The organism is Marinobacter confluentis (assembly GCF_004785685.1).
Classification (GTDB): domain Bacteria; phylum Pseudomonadota; class Gammaproteobacteria; order Pseudomonadales; family Oleiphilaceae; genus Marinobacter; species Marinobacter confluentis.
Map to the genome: position 1 here is coordinate 530,337 of NZ_SRPF01000001.1, position 14,843 is coordinate 545,179.

A 14,843-nucleotide genomic window follows, 5' to 3' on the forward strand; every position below is an offset into this window, starting at 1 on the left:
CCTAAATATCCCGTGCCTGGTCTGCGGCGTTGCCCACATAGGTACCGGGGGTCAGGTCCATCAGTTCCTTCTTTGCTGAATCCGGGATTTCCAGGGATTCCACAAACGCCTTGATCAGCTCCGGCGTCATGGCCTTGCCGCGGGTCAGGTCTTTCAGCTTTTCGTAGGGCTTTTCAATATTGTAACGGCGCATCACGGTCTGGATGGGCTCGGCCAGAACTTCCCAGGCGTGGTTCAGGTCGTCGTCCAACCGTGCGGCGTTCAGTTCCAGCTTGCCCAGGCCTTTCAGGGTCGCTTCGTAGGCAATCAGGCTGTGTGCGAAGCCCACGCCCAGATTGCGCAGCACCGTGGAGTCCGTCAGGTCACGCTGCCAGCGGGAGATGGGCAGTTTCGCAGACAGGTGGCCGAAAAGGGCGTTGGCAATGCCCAGATTGCCCTCGGAGTTTTCAAAATCGATAGGGTTGACCTTATGGGGCATGGTGGATGAGCCCACTTCACCGGCCACGGTTTTCTGCTTGAAATATCCCAGGGAGATATAGCCCCAGATATCCCGGTCCAGATCGATCAGGATGGTGTTGAAGCGGGCGATGGCGTCATAAAGCTCGGCGATGTAGTCGTGGGGCTCGATCTGGGTGGTGTAGGGGTTCCAGTCCAGGCCCAGGCTTTCGATGAACTCTTTGGCGTTGGTTGCCCAGTCAATGGACGGGTAGGCGGAGATGTGGGCGTTGTAGTTGCCCACGGCGCCGTTGATTTTACCCAGCAGCTCAACCGCAGCAATCTGTTTGATCTGACGGCGCAGCCGGTGAACCACGTTGGCGAATTCCTTGCCAACAGTTGACGGCGATGCAGTCTGGCCGTGGGTGCGGGATAGCATGGGTTGGGCCGCGTGCTCGTGAGACAGCTCGGCCAGGCGATCAACGATCCGGTTCATGGCCGGCAGCATGCCGTGGTCCAGTCCTTCCCGGAGCATGAGCGCGTGGGACAGGTTGTTGATGTCCTCAGAGGTGCAGGCAAAGTGAACGAATTCAGTGACCGCATGCAGTTCCGGAAGCTGCTCGATTTTTTCCTTGATGAAGTACTCAACCGCTTTTACGTCATGGTTGGTGGTACTTTCGATGGCCTTAATGCGTTCGGCGTCTGTCAGGCTGAATTCCGACACCATGGCATCCAGGAATGCATTAGCCTCGCTCGAGAAAGCCGGAACCTCGGTGACCTGCGGATGCGCCGCCAGTTTCTGCAGCCAGCGGATTTCCACCGTTACGCGGTTTCGGATCAGGCCATATTCGCTGAAGATCTCACGAAAAACGCTGACTTTGCTGCCGTAGCGGCCATCAACCGGAGATATGGCGGTAAGGGTGGAAAGCGGTGTGGGTTCCATCGAAAACCTCTTAATCATTAAAAATCGAGAAGGTGTCAGAAAACAGGGGCGCTCATGATACACCAGTGCAGGGGTCAGTTCAGTCGTAAACCGAGCGGTTGGCCTGTTCCGCCAGTTCACTGGCCATGGCAATCACTTTTTTGCGGTTGAAAATCAGCCGCCAGCGGCGGCCGCCGGTCTGGCGCCAGAGCACACAGGAACGGATGCCCGCCAGCAGCAGAGCCCTGACTTTGGCGGCATTCTCTTCCCGCTGGAGAATGGTTGGCTGGCCACTGACCTGAATGCGCAGGGCAAAGGTGCTGATGGTATCGCTGTAAATCGAACCCAGATTGGCAATCAGGTTTGGATGGGTATATCCAAAATGGCTCGCGGTATGACGGGCCTGATCAATCCGGCTGCCGATTACATCCAGCATGTCCCTGTTGCGTAGCAGTTTGGCCTCCAGATTAATCAGGCTCAGTGCGTATCGAAGCACCTCGATGTCCTGCTGGCGGGTCTGTTTGCCCAGAACGCCGGCTAGCGTTGAAAGGCCCTCACGAAGGTCTTTCAGTTCACCACCATAAACGTCAAGCGTTGTGGCCGGGTCAGTGGCGAATAATGAGCGGATGCTGGTTTCCAGGCTGGAGTCGGCGCATTGGCCGGAATGGGCTACCTGCTGAACAAGTGCGGCGGCCTGGAAAACGCCCGCCAGTGCCAGGGTCTGATCCCGGAGTGTTTGGCTCATGCGCCGCTTTCCTCATGACTGGAAGTTGAGACCGCCGCCGGGGTTTCGCCATCCCGCCAGGTCTGTTCAATCACGCCACCGCCCAGGCAGATCTCGCCATCGTAGAAAACCACGGACTGGCCGGGCGTTACGGCCCGCTGGGCGTCATCGAAAATCACAGAGACGCCCGGGCCTGACGGGGTAACGGTGCAGTTCTGGTCTGGCTGCCGGTAGCGTGTTTTCGCCTTGCAGCGGAATGCCCGGTCTGTCGCCGGTGGCTGGCCGGCCACCCAGTCTACCGGGCCGCTGACCAGCCCCCGGGAGAACAGCAGTGGGTGTTGTTTGCCCTGAACCGCTATCAGCACGTTGCGGGACAGGTCCTTTTCCGCCACATACCAGGGATCATCGCCGTAATCACTGAGCCCGCCGATGCCAAGCCCCTGGCGCTGGCCGATGGTGTGATACATCAGGCCCTGATGCCGGCCAATGACTTTGCCGTCGGGGGTTTCAATGTTGCCCGGTTGGGCCGGCAGGTACTGCTTGAGGAAGTCGGTGAACTTGCGCTCGCCAATGAAGCAGATGCCCGTTGAATCCTTTTTGTCGTGGGTAACGAAGCCCTGTTCGGCCGCTATCCGACGGACTTCGGGCTTCTCCAGTTCGCCCACCGGGAACAGGGTGCGGGCGATGCGCTCGCCGGATACCGCATGCAGGAAATAGCTCTGGTCCTTGTTCGGGTCCAGGCCCTTGAGCAACTGCGCCTGGTGCTCGCCGGTTTCCCGGCGTCGGGTATAGTGGCCGGTGGCGATGTAGTCAGCGCCAAGGGTAATGGCGTAGTCGAGAAACGCCCGAAATTTCACTTCCTTGTTGCACAGGATATCCGGATTGGGCGTTCGCCCGGCCTGGTATTCCGACAGGAAATGCTCGAAAACACGATCCCAGTATTCGGCGGCGAAACTGGCGGTGTGCAGGGTAATGCCGATTCGATCTGCCACCGCCTGGGCGTCGGCCAGGTCGGTCATGGCTGTGCAGTATTCAGTGCCGTCGTCTTCGTCCCAGTTCTTCATGAACAGACCTTCGACCTGGTAGCCCTGATCTTTCAGTAACCACGCAGCCACCGAGGAGTCAACGCCCCCGGACATTCCGACAATAACCCGTGTCTGTGATGGTGCTTTGTTCATGGCAGACTGAATTGACCCCTAAAAAAGGATCAGATGGTAGCATTTCACGCCCCTGGCGTCTGCGGTTCGACAATGACATCCAGCGGGAACCGGCGACCGTTTCGGTAATCTTCTATGCATTGCAGCACCAGAGGGCTGCGAAGTCTGTCCCGCCGGGCTTTGAGTTCGTCAAGATCAAGCCAGTGAGCGGCGATAATGCCGACGTCCAGGGAATCGGTGATTCTGGACAGCGCGGTCGCCGAGAAACAGAGGCGGTAGTAGGTCACGCCGTTTGCCGGGGCCCGGTAGGTGTAAAGACCCAGGAAATGGTCAAGCCTGACCTGCCAGCCAGTTTCTTCCAGGGTCTCGCGCAGGGCGGCATCCAAAATGGCCTCATTTTCTTCTACATGGCCTGCAGGCTGATTGAAAACGACCCGGCCCTGGCTTGCTTCTTCGACCATCAGGAACCGACCCTGATCGTCCTCAACAATGACCGCGACTGTGGCGTGGGGCGTCCAGGTCATGGTTTGCGATTTCTCCGTGCGGGTTTGCTGGTCGGCGCGTGAACGGTCAGGATCTTATATTGTCCGGGCGCAAGATCCGCCACTGTCCATTCGCCAATAGCGTAACGGACCAGGCGCAGGGTGGGAAAGCCTGTCGCCGCGGTCATTCGCCTTACCTGGCGATTACGGCCTTCGGTAATGGTCAGGCTTATCCAGCTGGTCGGCACGGTTTCGCGATACCTCACCGGCGGATTGCGGGTCCAGAGATCGGGTTCTGCGAGGCGTTCGACCCGGGCAGGGCGGGTTTTGCCATCCTTGAGCACAACGCCATGACGAAGGCTGTCCAGCGCCGCGTCGCTGATCTGACCTTCCACCTGAACCCAGTAGGTTTTGGGTAATTTCTGCTTTGGCGATGCAATCTGATGCTGCAGGGTTCCGCTATCGGTCAGCAGAAGCAGGCCTTCCGAATCAAAATCCAGCCTGCCGGCCGGGTATACATCGGGCACTGGAATCCAGTCGGCCAGAGTAGCTCTTGGTTGGTCTGAGTGAGTTGTGGCACTGTTGTCGGTAAACTGGGAAAGCACCTGGAAGGGCTTATTGAACAAGATCAGTTTTGCCATGATACCTGCATTACAAAACCCTGGCCGCATCGGTGGTGCGACCGGAAGGGGATCTGGTTTCAGAGGGCGGGTATCAGCCGTTCACGGCTCGCTGGTGCGCCTCAAAGGCTGCCGGTCCAGACTCGTCTTTCGGCCCGGAAGCCGAGTCAGAGGCTGGCTCTGAACCTGAACTGGTCTCTGCCCCCGCCGCGTTGTCATGCCGTTGGGGCATGTCCTGGGGAACGATGTTAACAGCGTGGACACCCTTGTCGCTCGGCTTCTTTTCAAAAGTCACCGGCTGTCCTGCCTTAAGGGTCTTGTATCCCTCCATCTGCACGGATGAGAAATGGGCGAACAGATCGTCGGTGCAGCCGTCCTCGATGATAAAGCCGTACCCTTTGGCGTTATTGAACCATTTGACCTTGCCTTGAGGCATGATGAACTCCCCTGTTCTGTCATTGTCGGACGTTTGTTGTTCGTGATGTAATTCGACGGTTTTGGTCCCTGTCGTTTCTCGCGCGTTTTCCTCGCACGACCAGCGCCAGTTACACTCTGGTTACGCCGGTTAACATGATTTTACATTGCTTTTTTATCCTTGGCCAATATTCGTTCAGCACAAATTGCGAATCAGTACGTATCTATGGTTGTACCGGTGCTTCAGGCTGTATCATTACCGTCTGCTTAATAATGTCTGTCCCGGTTTACCCAGCGCTTGAAAACGGAGACAGTGGCATCCATCTTTAATACGAGGCACCGATTACCGGTAAGAATCATGCGGACTATCCAGAATTCTCTACTAGTATTCAATCAGGGGGATGAAGAACAGCCCGGACGTCAGGATGATGTCAGTACGGCGCCGGAGAAACCGGCACTTAAGCGCCCAGCGCGCTTTCGGGTGATGCTTCTGAACGATGATTACACGCCCATGGATTTCGTCGTGGACGTGTTGATGAAGTTCTTCGGGATGAATGAAGAAAAGGCGACGCAGGTGATGCTGCTCGTCCATACGCAGGGAAAGGCCGTGTGCGGGGTATATTCCCGGGACATCGCGGAAACAAAGGCGGCTCAGGTGAACCAGTATTCTTCGGAATGCGAGCATCCGCTCCTTTGCGAGATTGAACGTGCGGACTGACTAGAATTTGGGGTGGCCCATGCTGAGCAAAGATCTTGAAATTACGTTGAATTCGGCTTTCAAAAGTGCGCGCGACAAACGTCATGAATTCATGACCGTTGAGCACCTTTTGCTGGCTTTGCTCGATAACGATTCGGCAGTGGGCGTTCTGAAAGCCTGTGGCGCAGACCTGGCCCAGCTTCAGGAGGAACTGGTTGAGTTTGTAGATTCAACCACGCCACTGATCCCCAGTAGCGACAATGATCGCGAAACCCAACCAACGCTCGGATTCCAGCGTGTTTTGCAGCGTGCTGTTTTCCATGTCCAGTCCTCTGGCAAGAAAGAGGTAACCGGCGCCAACGTCCTGGTCGCTATCTTCAGTGAACAGGAAAGCCAGGCAGTGTACGTGCTGAAGAAGCAGAGCATTGCCCGCATTGATGTGGTGAACTTTGTATCCCACGGCATATCCCGGGTACAGGGCGCCGAAGATGAAGGGCACGATCAGGCGGCCCAGGAAGAGATGGGCGAGGAGGGCGCTGGCTCCAGTGCGCTGGAAAATTACGCCACCAACCTGAATGAACAGGCCCGTCAGGGCAGAATTGATCCGCTGATCGGCCGCGAGCACGAGGTCGAGCGGGTGGTGCAGATTCTGGTCCGGCGGCGCAAGAACAACCCGTTGCTGGTGGGTGAGGCCGGTGTTGGCAAAACCGCCATCGCAGAGGGGCTGGCCAAGCGGATTGTAGACGGTCAGGTGCCCGACATCATCGCCGACGGCGTGGTTTATTCGCTGGACCTTGGTGCGCTGCTGGCAGGCACCAAGTATCGGGGCGATTTCGAAAAACGCCTGAAAGGCCTTCTCGCTGACTTGAAGAAAGAAGACCATGCGATCCTGTTTATCGACGAGATCCACACCATCATTGGTGCCGGATCGGCGTCCGGTGGCGTGATGGACGCATCCAACCTGCTGAAACCAATGCTCAGTTCCGGTGAAATTCGTTGTATCGGTTCGACAACTTTTCAGGAATTCAGGGGTATTTTTGAAAAAGACAGCGCCCTGGCCCGTCGCTTCCAGAAAATTGATGTGAACGAGCCCAGCGTTGAAGATACCTTCCAGATTCTGAAAGGGCTGAAGTCCCACTTTGAGAAGCACCACGATCTGAAGTACACGGATCAGGCGCTGAAAGTGGCGGCTGAGCTATCAGAGCGCTACATCACAGATCGTCACCTGCCAGACAAGGCCATCGACGTGATTGATGAAGCGGGTGCCCACCAGCGGCTGCTGGCGGTGTCAAAACGCAAGAAAACCATTGATGTGCCGGAGATCGAGGAGGTCGTGGCCAACATTGCACGGATTCCGCCGAAGAATGTCTCCACCAGTGACAAGGATCTTCTTCGCAACCTGGAGCGGGATCTCAAAATGGTGGTGTTCGGTCAGGATCCGGCCATCGAGTCCCTGTCGACTGCGATCAAGCTGGCCCGTGCCGGCCTGAAAGCGCCCGAGAAGCCGGAAGGTGCCTTCCTGTTTGCCGGCCCGACGGGTGTGGGTAAAACCGAGGTGACCAAACAGCTGGCCAAGGTGCTGGGTATCGAGCTGGTCAGGTTCGATATGTCCGAGTACATGGAGCGTCACACCGTATCGAGGTTGATCGGTGCGCCTCCGGGCTATGTTGGCTACGATCAGGGCGGGCTGTTGACCGAATCCGTCAGCAAGCACCCGCACTGTGTGCTGCTGCTGGATGAAATCGAGAAAGCCCATCCGGAAGTCTTCAACCTGCTTCTGCAGGTGATGGACCACGGTACCCTGACGGACAATAACGGTCGCAAGGCGGACTTCCGCCACGTGATTCTGGTGATGACCACCAACGCCGGGGCAGAAAGCATGGCCAGACGTTCCATCGGCTTCAGCGAGCAGGACCACAGCAGTGACGGTATGGAAATCATTTCCAAGACCTTCACGCCTGAGTTCCGCAACCGTCTGGACGGCATTATCCAGTTCGGTGATCTGCAGCCTGCAACCATCACCCACGTGGTCGACAAGTTCCTGACCGAACTTCAGGCCCAGCTCGATGAGAAACACGTTGTGCTGCATGTCGATGAAGACGCAAAAGTCTGGCTGGCCGAAAAAGGCTATGACGTCACCATGGGTGCTCGCCCGATGGCGCGGCTGATCCAGGACAAGATCAAGCGGCCGCTGGCCGAACAGATCCTGTTTGGCAGCCTGTCAGAGAAAGGTGGCGATGTGTTCATCCACCTCAAGGACGATGAGCTGGTGTTTGAATACGAGGACGAACCGGCGGAAGCCGTCTGACGGCAGCCGCACGGTAAGCAAAAAGGCCACACTCTCGAGTGTGGCCTTTTTCGTTCGATCAGATATCGGTGTAAATCAGCGGGCGCGGTAAACGATGCGGCCCTTGCTGAGGTCGTAGGGTGTCAGCTCGACCTTCACTTTGTCGCCCGTCAGGATGCGGATATAGTTTTTACGCATTTTTCCTGAAATGTGAGCCGTCACAACGTGGCCGTTTTCAAGTTCAACACGAAACATGGTGTTTGGAAGCGTATCCAGAATAACGCCTTCCATTTCAATAGCATCTGCCTTCGGCATTCAGTAGAAACCTCGTAAATTGGCTTTCGATAATTTTAAACTGCGCAATTCTGCCTTATTTGCGTTGATATGGCAAAAGTCAGTCAGTGGTCATGGTCTGCCAGTGGCCGTCTTTCAGCGCTTCTATGGGGCGAAATCGCGTTTTGTAGTTCATTTTACCGCAATCAGCGATCCAGTACCCCAGATAAAGATACGGCAGTTCCAGACGCCGGGCCTCTTCGATCTGCCAAAGCACCGCGAAGGTTCCCAGGCTGCGGTGTTCGTAGGCGGGATCAAAAACGGTGTAGATTGCAGATAACCCTTCATCAAGCTGGTCTATGGCGGCCAGCCCTACAAGTGCCTCCCGATCCCTGATTTCAAGAAACCAGGAATCGGTGGCGCCTTCTACCAGAAACGAGGTGAACTGTTCCCGGGAAGGTGGATACATATCACCATCGGAATGGCGTTCTTCAATATAGCGGGCATAGAGCTGGTAATAAGGTTCGGTATAGCTGGCGCGCACCATGGTGCAATTCAGGTCGCCGTTTTTTTTCAGGACCCGGCGCTGGCTGCGGTCCGGGCTGAAGTGCTCAACCCGAAGCCGGACCGGTACACAGGCGCTACAGGTTTCGCAGTGGGGGCGATAGTAGTGAGAGCCACTGCGCCGAAATCCCAAAGCGGTGAGCTGGCTGTAAAGGCGCTTGTCGACTTTGGCCCTGGGGTCGACGAACATGGTGGTCGCCTGCCGGTCTGGCAGATAGCTGCAGTCGTGAGCAGGGGTGGCGAAAAACACCAGGGTTCTCAGGTTGCTCATCTAGCCCTCCGTTCTGGCCTGTTTGGGTCCGTCCGGGCCCGGCCATTGCCAATCAATGTTCCACCGGTTGTCGCCGGGAGGCTGGCCGACTGATTCCCTGAGTATAGATAAAAAGTGGCGCCGCGGAATAGTGCGAGCGCCCATTCTCAGCAGGTGGCCGCTTTCTACCTGGCAGTCCATGATGGCATAGTCCCAGGCTTCAAGCTGTCTCGCCAGGTGCACCATCAGTACTCTGGAGGCGTTGGTTTCCAGGGAGAACATGGATTCGCCAAAGAAACAGCGGCCAAGGGCCACACCGTACATGCCGCCCACCAGTTCGCCGTTGGGGTTCCAGGCTTCTATGGAGTGGGCAATGCCCTGTCTGTGCAGTTTGCTGTAGCTGGCGATCATGTCTTCGGTGATCCAGGTGCCTTCGGCGCGGGTGTGGGCGCACAGGCGGATGACGCGGCTGAAGGCCCGGTCGGCGGTGATGGTGAAGTATTGGCTGTTGAGGGTTCGGCGCAGGCTTCTGGCAATGTGGATTTCGCTCGGGAACAGGACGCATCTTGGATTGGGGGACCACCAGAGGATGGGTTGGTCATCGCTGAACCAGGGGAATATGCCGCTCTGGTAGGCCAGGATCAGGCGTTCCGTAGACAGGTCGCCGCCTATGGCGAGCAGGCCATCGGGGTCGTCCAGGGCCTGTTCGGGATCGGGGAACCAGAGGTCTTTTTGGTCTAGCCAGGGTAATGAAGTCATTCGGGTTCGGCGTTAATTCTGAGAATTCGGAGGCGTCGGCGGGTGGGCAGAAATGTCTGAAACACGCTCCTTGCGGCACATCCGTGTGACGCTTGGGCTCCGCCATCCATGGCTCCGCACAGTTTCAGACATTCCTGCCCACCCGCCTTGTCGATCCTCGGAGTTGCCTGCCTTGCAGCACTCTCCATTTAAAGCCTAGTCCTGATCAAGAAACTTCTCAGCATCCAGCGCCGCCATGCAACCGAATCCAGCCGAAGTCACCGCCTGACGGTAAACATGGTCGGCAACATCGCCTGCCGCAAATACACCGGGCACGCTGCTTTGCGTGGCCATGCCTTCAAGGCCGGATTTGATGCGGATGTAGCCGTTTTCCATGTCCAACTGGCCGGTGAACAGGTCGGTGTTGGGTTTGTGGCCGATGGCGATGAAGACGCCGGCCAGGTCCAGGTCCTGGGTGGAGCCGTCTTTCATGCTTTTGATGCGCATGCCGGTGACGCCGGTGCCGTCGCCGAGGACTTCGTCCAGGGTGTGGTCCCAGACGATTTTGACGTTGCCGTTTTTGGCTTTTTCGAACAGTTTGTCCTGCAGGATTTTCTCAGCGCGCAAGCTGTCGCGGCGGTGCACGAGGGTGACTTCGTCGGCGATGTTGGACAGGTACAGGGCCTCTTCAACGGCGGTGTTGCCGCCGCCGATAACAGCGACTTTCTGTTTCTTGTAGAAGAAACCGTCGCAGGTGGCGCAGGCAGACACGCCCTGGCCTTTGAATTTCTCTTCCGATTCCAGGCCCAGGTACATGGCGGAGGCGCCAGTGGCGATGATCAACGCGTCGCAGGTGTATTCGCCGTTATCGCCCTTGAGCCGGAAGGGGCGGTTGTTCAGGTCGGCTTCGTTGATGGTGTCGTAGACGATGCTGGTTTCGAAGCGTTCGGCGTGTTTCAGCATCCTTTGCATCAGTTCCGGGCCCTGTACGCCGTCGTTGTCGCCGGGCCAGTTATCAACATCCGTGGTGGTGGTCAGCTGGCCGCCCACTTCGATACCGGTGATCAGGGTCGGGTTCAGGTTGGCGCGGGCAGCGTATACGGCAGCGGTGTAACCGGCGGGGCCTGAGCCGAGGATAATGAGTTTGGAATGCTTGGTTTCGCTCATGGATCTAGCTCGCTTACGGGTATTGAAATGAGTAGTAGGATCTTAATCACTCGATCACGGAAACTGAAGTCAGCAGATGCCGTATTCGTTCCTGGCTTTTGCCGGATTCGCCCTGTTCCAGACGATGTTCCGCCACTGCAGGGAATACGGCCTGTATGTCGTCCGGCAGTACGTGGTTACGGCCGTTCATCAATGCCCAGGCTTTGGCGGCTCTGACCAGCCCCAGACCGGCCCGGGGCGACAGACCGTAAACCAGGCCCGGCATGCGGCGGCTCTGCTCCAGCAGGCGCTGAACATAATCCAGCAGGGCAGGGCTGGTGGTGATTTTTTCAACTGCCTGTTGCAGGCCTTGAAGGTCTTCATCAGACAGGAAGGTGGCCAGCCGTTCGGTCAGGGCGCGGCGGTCCTCGCCTTCCAGCAGTTCCCGTTCGGCCCTCGGGTCCGGGTAGCCCAGGCGGATTCGCATCAGGAAGCGGTCAAGCTGGGATTCCGGCAACGGGTAGGTGCCGCCCTGTTCAGTGGGGTTCTGGGTAGCGATAACAAAAAACGGCCTTGGTAACGGCCGGGTTTCGCCTTCGATCGATACCTGACGTTCCTCCATGGCTTCCAGCAGGGCGCTCTGGGTGCGTGGGGAAGCCCGGTTGATCTCGTCCGCCAGGACCACCTGGGAGAATATCGGTCCAGGGTGAAAGATCAGGCTGCCAGCGGCTTTGTCGTACATGGAAAAGCCCAGTACGTCGGCGGGCAGTAAATCGTTGGTGAACTGGATACGTTTGTAGGTCAGTCCCATGACCTTTGCCAGGGCGTGGGACAGGGTGGTTTTGCCCATGCCGGGAATGTCTTCAATCAGCAAATGGCCTTTTGCCAATAGCCCGCACAGCGCAAGACGAACCTGATGTTCTTTGCCCAGCAGAATGCTGTTTAACGCTTCAATCACCCGGTCTGTCTTGGCTTGCATCTGTTGCCTAGTCCCTCACCCGCTTTGTGATGTCGCCATAGGCCTCTATGCGACGATCCCGAAGATACGGCCAGATGCGGCGAATCGATTCACTGCGCTGCCGGTCGATGGTCGCAGACAGGATAGTTTCGGCGTCCTCGTCTGCGCGGGCCAGAAATTCGCCCTGGGGGCCACAGATAAAGCTGTTGCCCCAGAAGCGGATGCCGTCAGATGTGCCGGTAGGGTCGGGTTCGACACCGGTCCGGTTAGGGGCGATGACCGGCAGGTTATTGGCGACCGCGTGTCCGCGCTGGACGGTCACCCAGGCTTCCAGTTGCCGTGCCTGTTCGTCCGGGTCATCGGTGACATCCCATCCGATGGCGGTGGGGTAGATCAGCACTTCGGCGCCAGCCAGGGCCATCAGACGGGCGGCTTCCGGGTACCACTGATCCCAGCAGACCAGCACGCCCAGCCGGCCAACGGAGGTGTCGATGGGGGTGAACCCACTGTTGCCATCGTTCCGGAGCGAGTCCCCCGGGGTGAAGTAGAATTTTTCATAGAAACCCGGGTCATCGGGGATGTGCATCTTGCGATACTGGCCTGCCAGGGTGCCATCGGACTCAAACACCACGGCGGTGTTATGGTAAACGCCGTTCATGCGGCGTTCGAAAACTGAGCCGACAATCACAATGCCCAGTTCTTTCGCCAGCGCCGACAGTCTTTCTGTGGTTGGGCCGGGAATTGGCTCGGCCAGATCAAACACGGCGGTGTCTTCCGTCTGGCAGAAATACCGGGTGGCATGGAGCTCCTGCAGCACTAACAACTGATGTTGTTCGGAGGCTGCCTGACGGATCAGTCGTTCACTGGTGTCCAGGTTCTCCTGTTTGCTGTCTCCACAGAGCTGTTGGATAGCCGCAACTTTCAGCAGGCGGTCGTCCGGCTGTTTCATGGGTTCACGACTCCCTCGGGTATCTGCATGGTGACGCAGTGCAGGCTGCCGTGCTGGTGAATCAGTGGGCGGCAATTGATGGCGATGATCTCGCGGTCCGGAAACACGCGGCGCAGGATGTCCAGGGCCTGGTTGTCCTGGGGCACGTCATAAACCGGAACCAGCACGGCGCCGTTGATGATCAGGAAATTGGCGTAAGTCGCCGGTAGACGTTCGCCGTCTTCGTCGTGGATGGCGTCAGGCCAGGGCAGGGTGGTCAGGCGGTAGGGTGTGCCGTCGGCCTGGCGGAACTGGGCCAGGTCCTCTTCCATCGCGGCAATGGCGCTGTAATGCTCGTCGCTGACATCGGGGCAGCCGACGTAGCAGATATGATCGGCCGCACAGAACCGGGCAAGGGTATCGATGTGGCTGTCGGTGTCGTCACCGGCCAGGTAGCCGTGGTTTAGCCAGAGCACGCGCTGGGCGCCCAGGGTTTCCTTCAGCATTGCCTCAATCGCTGAGCGGTCCATGTCCGGATTGCGGGATGGCGTGAGCAGGCACTCGCTTGTGGTCATCAGGGTGCCGGCGCCGTCTGACTCCAGGGAGCCGCCTTCCAGCACGAAGTCAACGGGAACCAGGGGCGTTTTGCCAAAGCTGCCAAAACTGGCCAGGTGTCGGTTCAGGGCGTTGTCTTTTTCCCAGGGAAACTTGCCGCCCCAGGCGTTGAAGCTGAAATCCAGCAGTTCGGTTTTGCCTTCGCCGTTACGCAGCGCAATAGGGCCGTGATCTCTGGCCCAGGTATCGTTCGCCGGTGCCGGAACACCGATGACCCGCCCGGGCAGACCATGCGCCACGGCAAACTGGTTCAGTTCCCTCTCAAGGGCTTGAAGCCTGAACACGTGTTCACAACTGATGATCAGGTTTTCGAACCGCAGAACGGCGCGGGCGATCTCAAGGAAAACCGGCTCTACTTCATCAAGCACCGCACTCCAGTCTGTGCCCGGGTGGGGCCAGGTGAGCATGACAGCGCTTTGTGGTTCCCATTCTGCAGGCATCACAGGTCTGGAGGTCAAGATAGGATCACCCTGTTAAAAATCGGACATTCTAACGGACAGACTGCGTTGCGTCAGGAGATGAGACCGAATTTTTAGCGATCCTGACTGAGAACCGAATGAATGACCCGGTTGCCCTCGAAATACACTGTGAAATTCTGGTAGTGCCATTGATAGATTGGCGGATCACCCACAGGGCCGGTGACCGATTGTGGCTGGCCCCAGCGATTCTCCACTGAAGACTCGCTCAGACCATTGCGGGGAAGGTCTTCCTGGGCACTGCGCTGGGCCTGATCCTTGAGGGACATCCGCAGCTCTTCGGCGACAGCGGCGCTCAAGGGAGTCAACATAAAGCCGACGACGGTGGCGGCACAGAGGGCCTGCAGTGTACGTTTTTTCATCAGTGACTCACTCCCTGGGTTGTTCGGCCCGGCATTTGTTGGAAGTATTCCGGACATTGTTAAATGGTAATTTGCGACAGATTGACTGAAAAAACCACCCCGATTCTGTGATGTTTGGTGAATTTCACGATGCTTTTCAGGTCAGAGAAGCTGTATCAGCGGTTCTGACGCTGACGGATCTGCCAGCGCAGAACGTGTCGGGCAATCTGCTGTCGGTCCTGGTCATGGATGTCTACAAACTCGGTGTGGACGCGGTATTCGCCGGTGTTGCCATCCGTATCAATGAATAGAATCCTTGCTGTTGCCATGGGTTGAAAGAGCTCTGGTGGCAGGGTCAGGCGCAGGGCCAGCTCCTCATCCAGGGAATAGTCGTCGGTTGTTGTGGTAAACGACAGCCCGCCCTCACTGAGAGTGACTTCCCGCCAATCCTCAGGTTGCAACGGATTTTGCTCAAAGGTCATAATGCGCGCCAGCGTATCCAGCTTCCCGTTGATTGATTTGATCAGTGAGGTGAGGAGTCTGTCCCGTTCCGCAAGCGTGGCCAGCTGCGAGCGCACATCCTGGTCCAGGCGGCGGTACTCGGCTCGAAGCGCTTCAAGATGGGTGTCATTGAAAGGGGCAGCGGGGGGCTCTTCCGGCGGTAAACGGCGAATTTCAAGCCCCACCTGATCGGTAATCCGAAAGAAATCGCGGCGGTCTGCAGCAGTGGACGCCGGGTCATGGTGATGATTATCCGAGTGATTCGCGGCCATTTTTGCTCCACAGCGCGGTAATTTGACGACAGTCTCGCCGTCA

General features: G+C 57.6%; 17 protein-coding genes. 2 read left to right on the plus strand and 15 right to left on the minus strand.

The annotated features are described in order from the left end of the window. Position 1: 1 nt before the first annotated feature. The 6 genes from purB to E5Q11_RS18100 all read right to left on the minus strand — a co-directional run bounded on the left by purB (position 2) and on the right by E5Q11_RS18100 (position 4,776). Positions 2-1,378, minus strand: coding sequence for an adenylosuccinate lyase (purB, locus tag E5Q11_RS02485; RefSeq protein ID WP_135801811.1), 1,377 nt, complete (start codon positions 1,376-1,378; stop codon positions 2-4). A 79-nt stretch (positions 1,379-1,457) separates the two neighbouring features. Beyond that, complete coding sequence (gene hflD, locus E5Q11_RS02490) at positions 1,458-2,102, minus strand: high frequency lysogenization protein HflD (protein WP_135801812.1); 645 nt, start codon at positions 2,100-2,102, stop codon at positions 1,458-1,460. Beyond that, positions 2,099-3,259, minus strand: a complete 1,161-nt coding sequence (mnmA, locus tag E5Q11_RS02495; RefSeq protein ID WP_135801813.1) for a tRNA 2-thiouridine(34) synthase MnmA — start codon at positions 3,257-3,259, stop codon at positions 2,099-2,101. The genes hflD and mnmA overlap by 4 nt, the downstream gene beginning before the upstream one ends. Positions 3,260-3,303: 44 nt before the next feature. After that, the gene (locus E5Q11_RS02500) at positions 3,304-3,762 is read right to left on the minus strand and encodes an NUDIX hydrolase (RefSeq protein WP_135801814.1); all 459 of its coding nucleotides are present in this window, start codon (positions 3,760-3,762) and stop codon (positions 3,304-3,306) included. Further along, positions 3,759-4,391, minus strand: coding sequence for a pseudouridine synthase (locus E5Q11_RS02505; protein WP_404802764.1), 633 nt, complete (start codon positions 4,389-4,391; stop codon positions 3,759-3,761). The genes E5Q11_RS02500 and E5Q11_RS02505 overlap by 4 nt, the downstream gene beginning before the upstream one ends. A 43-nt stretch (positions 4,392-4,434) precedes the next feature. Then, on the minus strand, positions 4,435-4,776 hold the full coding sequence (locus E5Q11_RS18100) for a cold shock domain-containing protein (protein WP_135801816.1): 342 nt from the start codon (positions 4,774-4,776) through the stop codon (positions 4,435-4,437). A gap of 336 nt (positions 4,777-5,112) precedes the next feature. Here E5Q11_RS18100 and clpS point away from each other — a divergent pair, with 336 nt between their 5' ends. Next, positions 5,113-5,472, plus strand: coding sequence for an ATP-dependent Clp protease adapter ClpS (clpS, locus tag E5Q11_RS02515; RefSeq protein WP_135801817.1), 360 nt, complete (start codon positions 5,113-5,115; stop codon positions 5,470-5,472). Between the two features lie 19 nt (positions 5,473-5,491). Further along, entirely contained in the window at positions 5,492-7,759 is a 2,268-nt protein-coding gene (gene clpA / locus E5Q11_RS02520; RefSeq protein ID WP_135801818.1) for an ATP-dependent Clp protease ATP-binding subunit ClpA, read from the plus strand. Between the two features lie 75 nt (positions 7,760-7,834). Here clpA and infA read toward each other — a convergent pair whose 3' ends face one another. The 9 genes from infA to E5Q11_RS02565 form a co-directional block, all read right to left on the minus strand. Beyond that, positions 7,835-8,053, minus strand: a complete 219-nt coding sequence (infA, locus tag E5Q11_RS02525; RefSeq protein ID WP_135801819.1) for a translation initiation factor IF-1 — start codon at positions 8,051-8,053, stop codon at positions 7,835-7,837. Positions 8,054-8,132: 79 nt separating this feature from the next. Further along, entirely contained in the window at positions 8,133-8,846 is a 714-nt protein-coding gene (locus E5Q11_RS02530) for an arginyltransferase (protein WP_135801820.1), read from the minus strand. Beyond that, positions 8,847-9,584: a leucyl/phenylalanyl-tRNA--protein transferase gene (aat, locus tag E5Q11_RS02535; RefSeq protein ID WP_135801821.1), complete on the minus strand. Its 738-nt coding sequence runs from the start codon at positions 9,582-9,584 to the stop codon at positions 8,847-8,849. It abuts the gene before it with no gap. A gap of 195 nt (positions 9,585-9,779) precedes the next feature. Next, entirely contained in the window at positions 9,780-10,730 is a 951-nt protein-coding gene (gene trxB, locus E5Q11_RS02540; RefSeq protein WP_135801822.1) for a thioredoxin-disulfide reductase, read from the minus strand. A 46-nt stretch (positions 10,731-10,776) separates the two neighbouring features. Beyond that, positions 10,777-11,688 carry an AAA family ATPase gene (locus E5Q11_RS02545; RefSeq protein WP_135801823.1) on the minus strand — a complete coding sequence of 304 codons (912 nt, stop codon included), beginning with the start codon at positions 11,686-11,688 and terminating at the stop codon, positions 10,777-10,779. A 7-nt stretch (positions 11,689-11,695) separates the two neighbouring features. Beyond that, positions 11,696-12,616 (minus strand): carbon-nitrogen hydrolase, encoded by a 921-nt coding sequence (locus tag E5Q11_RS02550; RefSeq protein WP_135801824.1) that lies wholly within the window; start codon positions 12,614-12,616, stop codon positions 11,696-11,698. Continuing rightward, positions 12,613-13,650, minus strand: a complete 1,038-nt coding sequence (locus E5Q11_RS02555) for an agmatine deiminase family protein (RefSeq protein WP_135802407.1) — start codon at positions 13,648-13,650, stop codon at positions 12,613-12,615. Before E5Q11_RS02555 ends, E5Q11_RS02550 begins: the two co-directional genes overlap by 4 nt. Positions 13,651-13,742: 92 nt before the next feature. Beyond that, a complete protein-coding gene (locus E5Q11_RS02560) occupies positions 13,743-14,048 on the minus strand; it encodes a hypothetical protein (protein WP_135801825.1) in 306 nt (101 codons plus the stop codon). A 155-nt stretch (positions 14,049-14,203) separates the two neighbouring features. Further along, entirely contained in the window at positions 14,204-14,800 is a 597-nt protein-coding gene (locus E5Q11_RS02565) for a PilZ domain-containing protein (protein WP_135801826.1), read from the minus strand. Positions 14,801-14,843: the final 43 nt, after the last annotated feature.

Bases quoted from the DNA above. Each gene is read 5' to 3' on its own strand.
- infA (WP_135801819.1), bottom strand. From the start codon at position 8,053: ATGCCGAAGGCAGATGCTATTGAAATGGAAGGCGTTATTCTGGATACG.
- clpA (WP_135801818.1), top strand. From the start codon at position 5,492: ATGCTGAGCAAAGATCTTGAAATTACGTTGAATTCGGCTTTCAAAAGT.
- E5Q11_RS18100 (WP_135801816.1), bottom strand. From the start codon at position 4,776: ATGCCTCAAGGCAAGGTCAAATGGTTCAATAACGCCAAAGGGTACGGC.
- E5Q11_RS02555 (WP_135802407.1), bottom strand. From the start codon at position 13,650: ATGCCTGCAGAATGGGAACCACAAAGCGCTGTCATGCTCACCTGGCCC.
- E5Q11_RS02505 (WP_404802764.1), bottom strand. From the start codon at position 4,391: ATGCGGCCAGGGTTTTGTAATGCAGGTATCATGGCAAAACTGATCTTG.
- mnmA (WP_135801813.1), bottom strand. From the start codon at position 3,259: ATGAACAAAGCACCATCACAGACACGGGTTATTGTCGGAATGTCCGGG.
- E5Q11_RS02560 (WP_135801825.1), bottom strand. From the start codon at position 14,048: ATGAAAAAACGTACACTGCAGGCCCTCTGTGCCGCCACCGTCGTCGGC.
- E5Q11_RS02565 (WP_135801826.1), bottom strand. From the start codon at position 14,800: ATGGCCGCGAATCACTCGGATAATCATCACCATGACCCGGCGTCCACT.
- E5Q11_RS02500 (WP_135801814.1), bottom strand. From the start codon at position 3,762: ATGACCTGGACGCCCCACGCCACAGTCGCGGTCATTGTTGAGGACGAT.
- E5Q11_RS02545 (WP_135801823.1), bottom strand. From the start codon at position 11,688: ATGCAAGCCAAGACAGACCGGGTGATTGAAGCGTTAAACAGCATTCTG.
- trxB (WP_135801822.1), bottom strand. From the start codon at position 10,730: ATGAGCGAAACCAAGCATTCCAAACTCATTATCCTCGGCTCAGGCCCC.
- hflD (WP_135801812.1), bottom strand. From the start codon at position 2,102: ATGAGCCAAACACTCCGGGATCAGACCCTGGCACTGGCGGGCGTTTTC.
- aat (WP_135801821.1), bottom strand. From the start codon at position 9,584: ATGACTTCATTACCCTGGCTAGACCAAAAAGACCTCTGGTTCCCCGAT.
- clpS (WP_135801817.1), top strand. From the start codon at position 5,113: ATGCGGACTATCCAGAATTCTCTACTAGTATTCAATCAGGGGGATGAA.
- E5Q11_RS02530 (WP_135801820.1), bottom strand. From the start codon at position 8,846: ATGAGCAACCTGAGAACCCTGGTGTTTTTCGCCACCCCTGCTCACGAC.
- E5Q11_RS02550 (WP_135801824.1), bottom strand. From the start codon at position 12,616: ATGAAACAGCCGGACGACCGCCTGCTGAAAGTTGCGGCTATCCAACAG.
- purB (WP_135801811.1), bottom strand. From the start codon at position 1,378: ATGGAACCCACACCGCTTTCCACCCTTACCGCCATATCTCCGGTTGAT.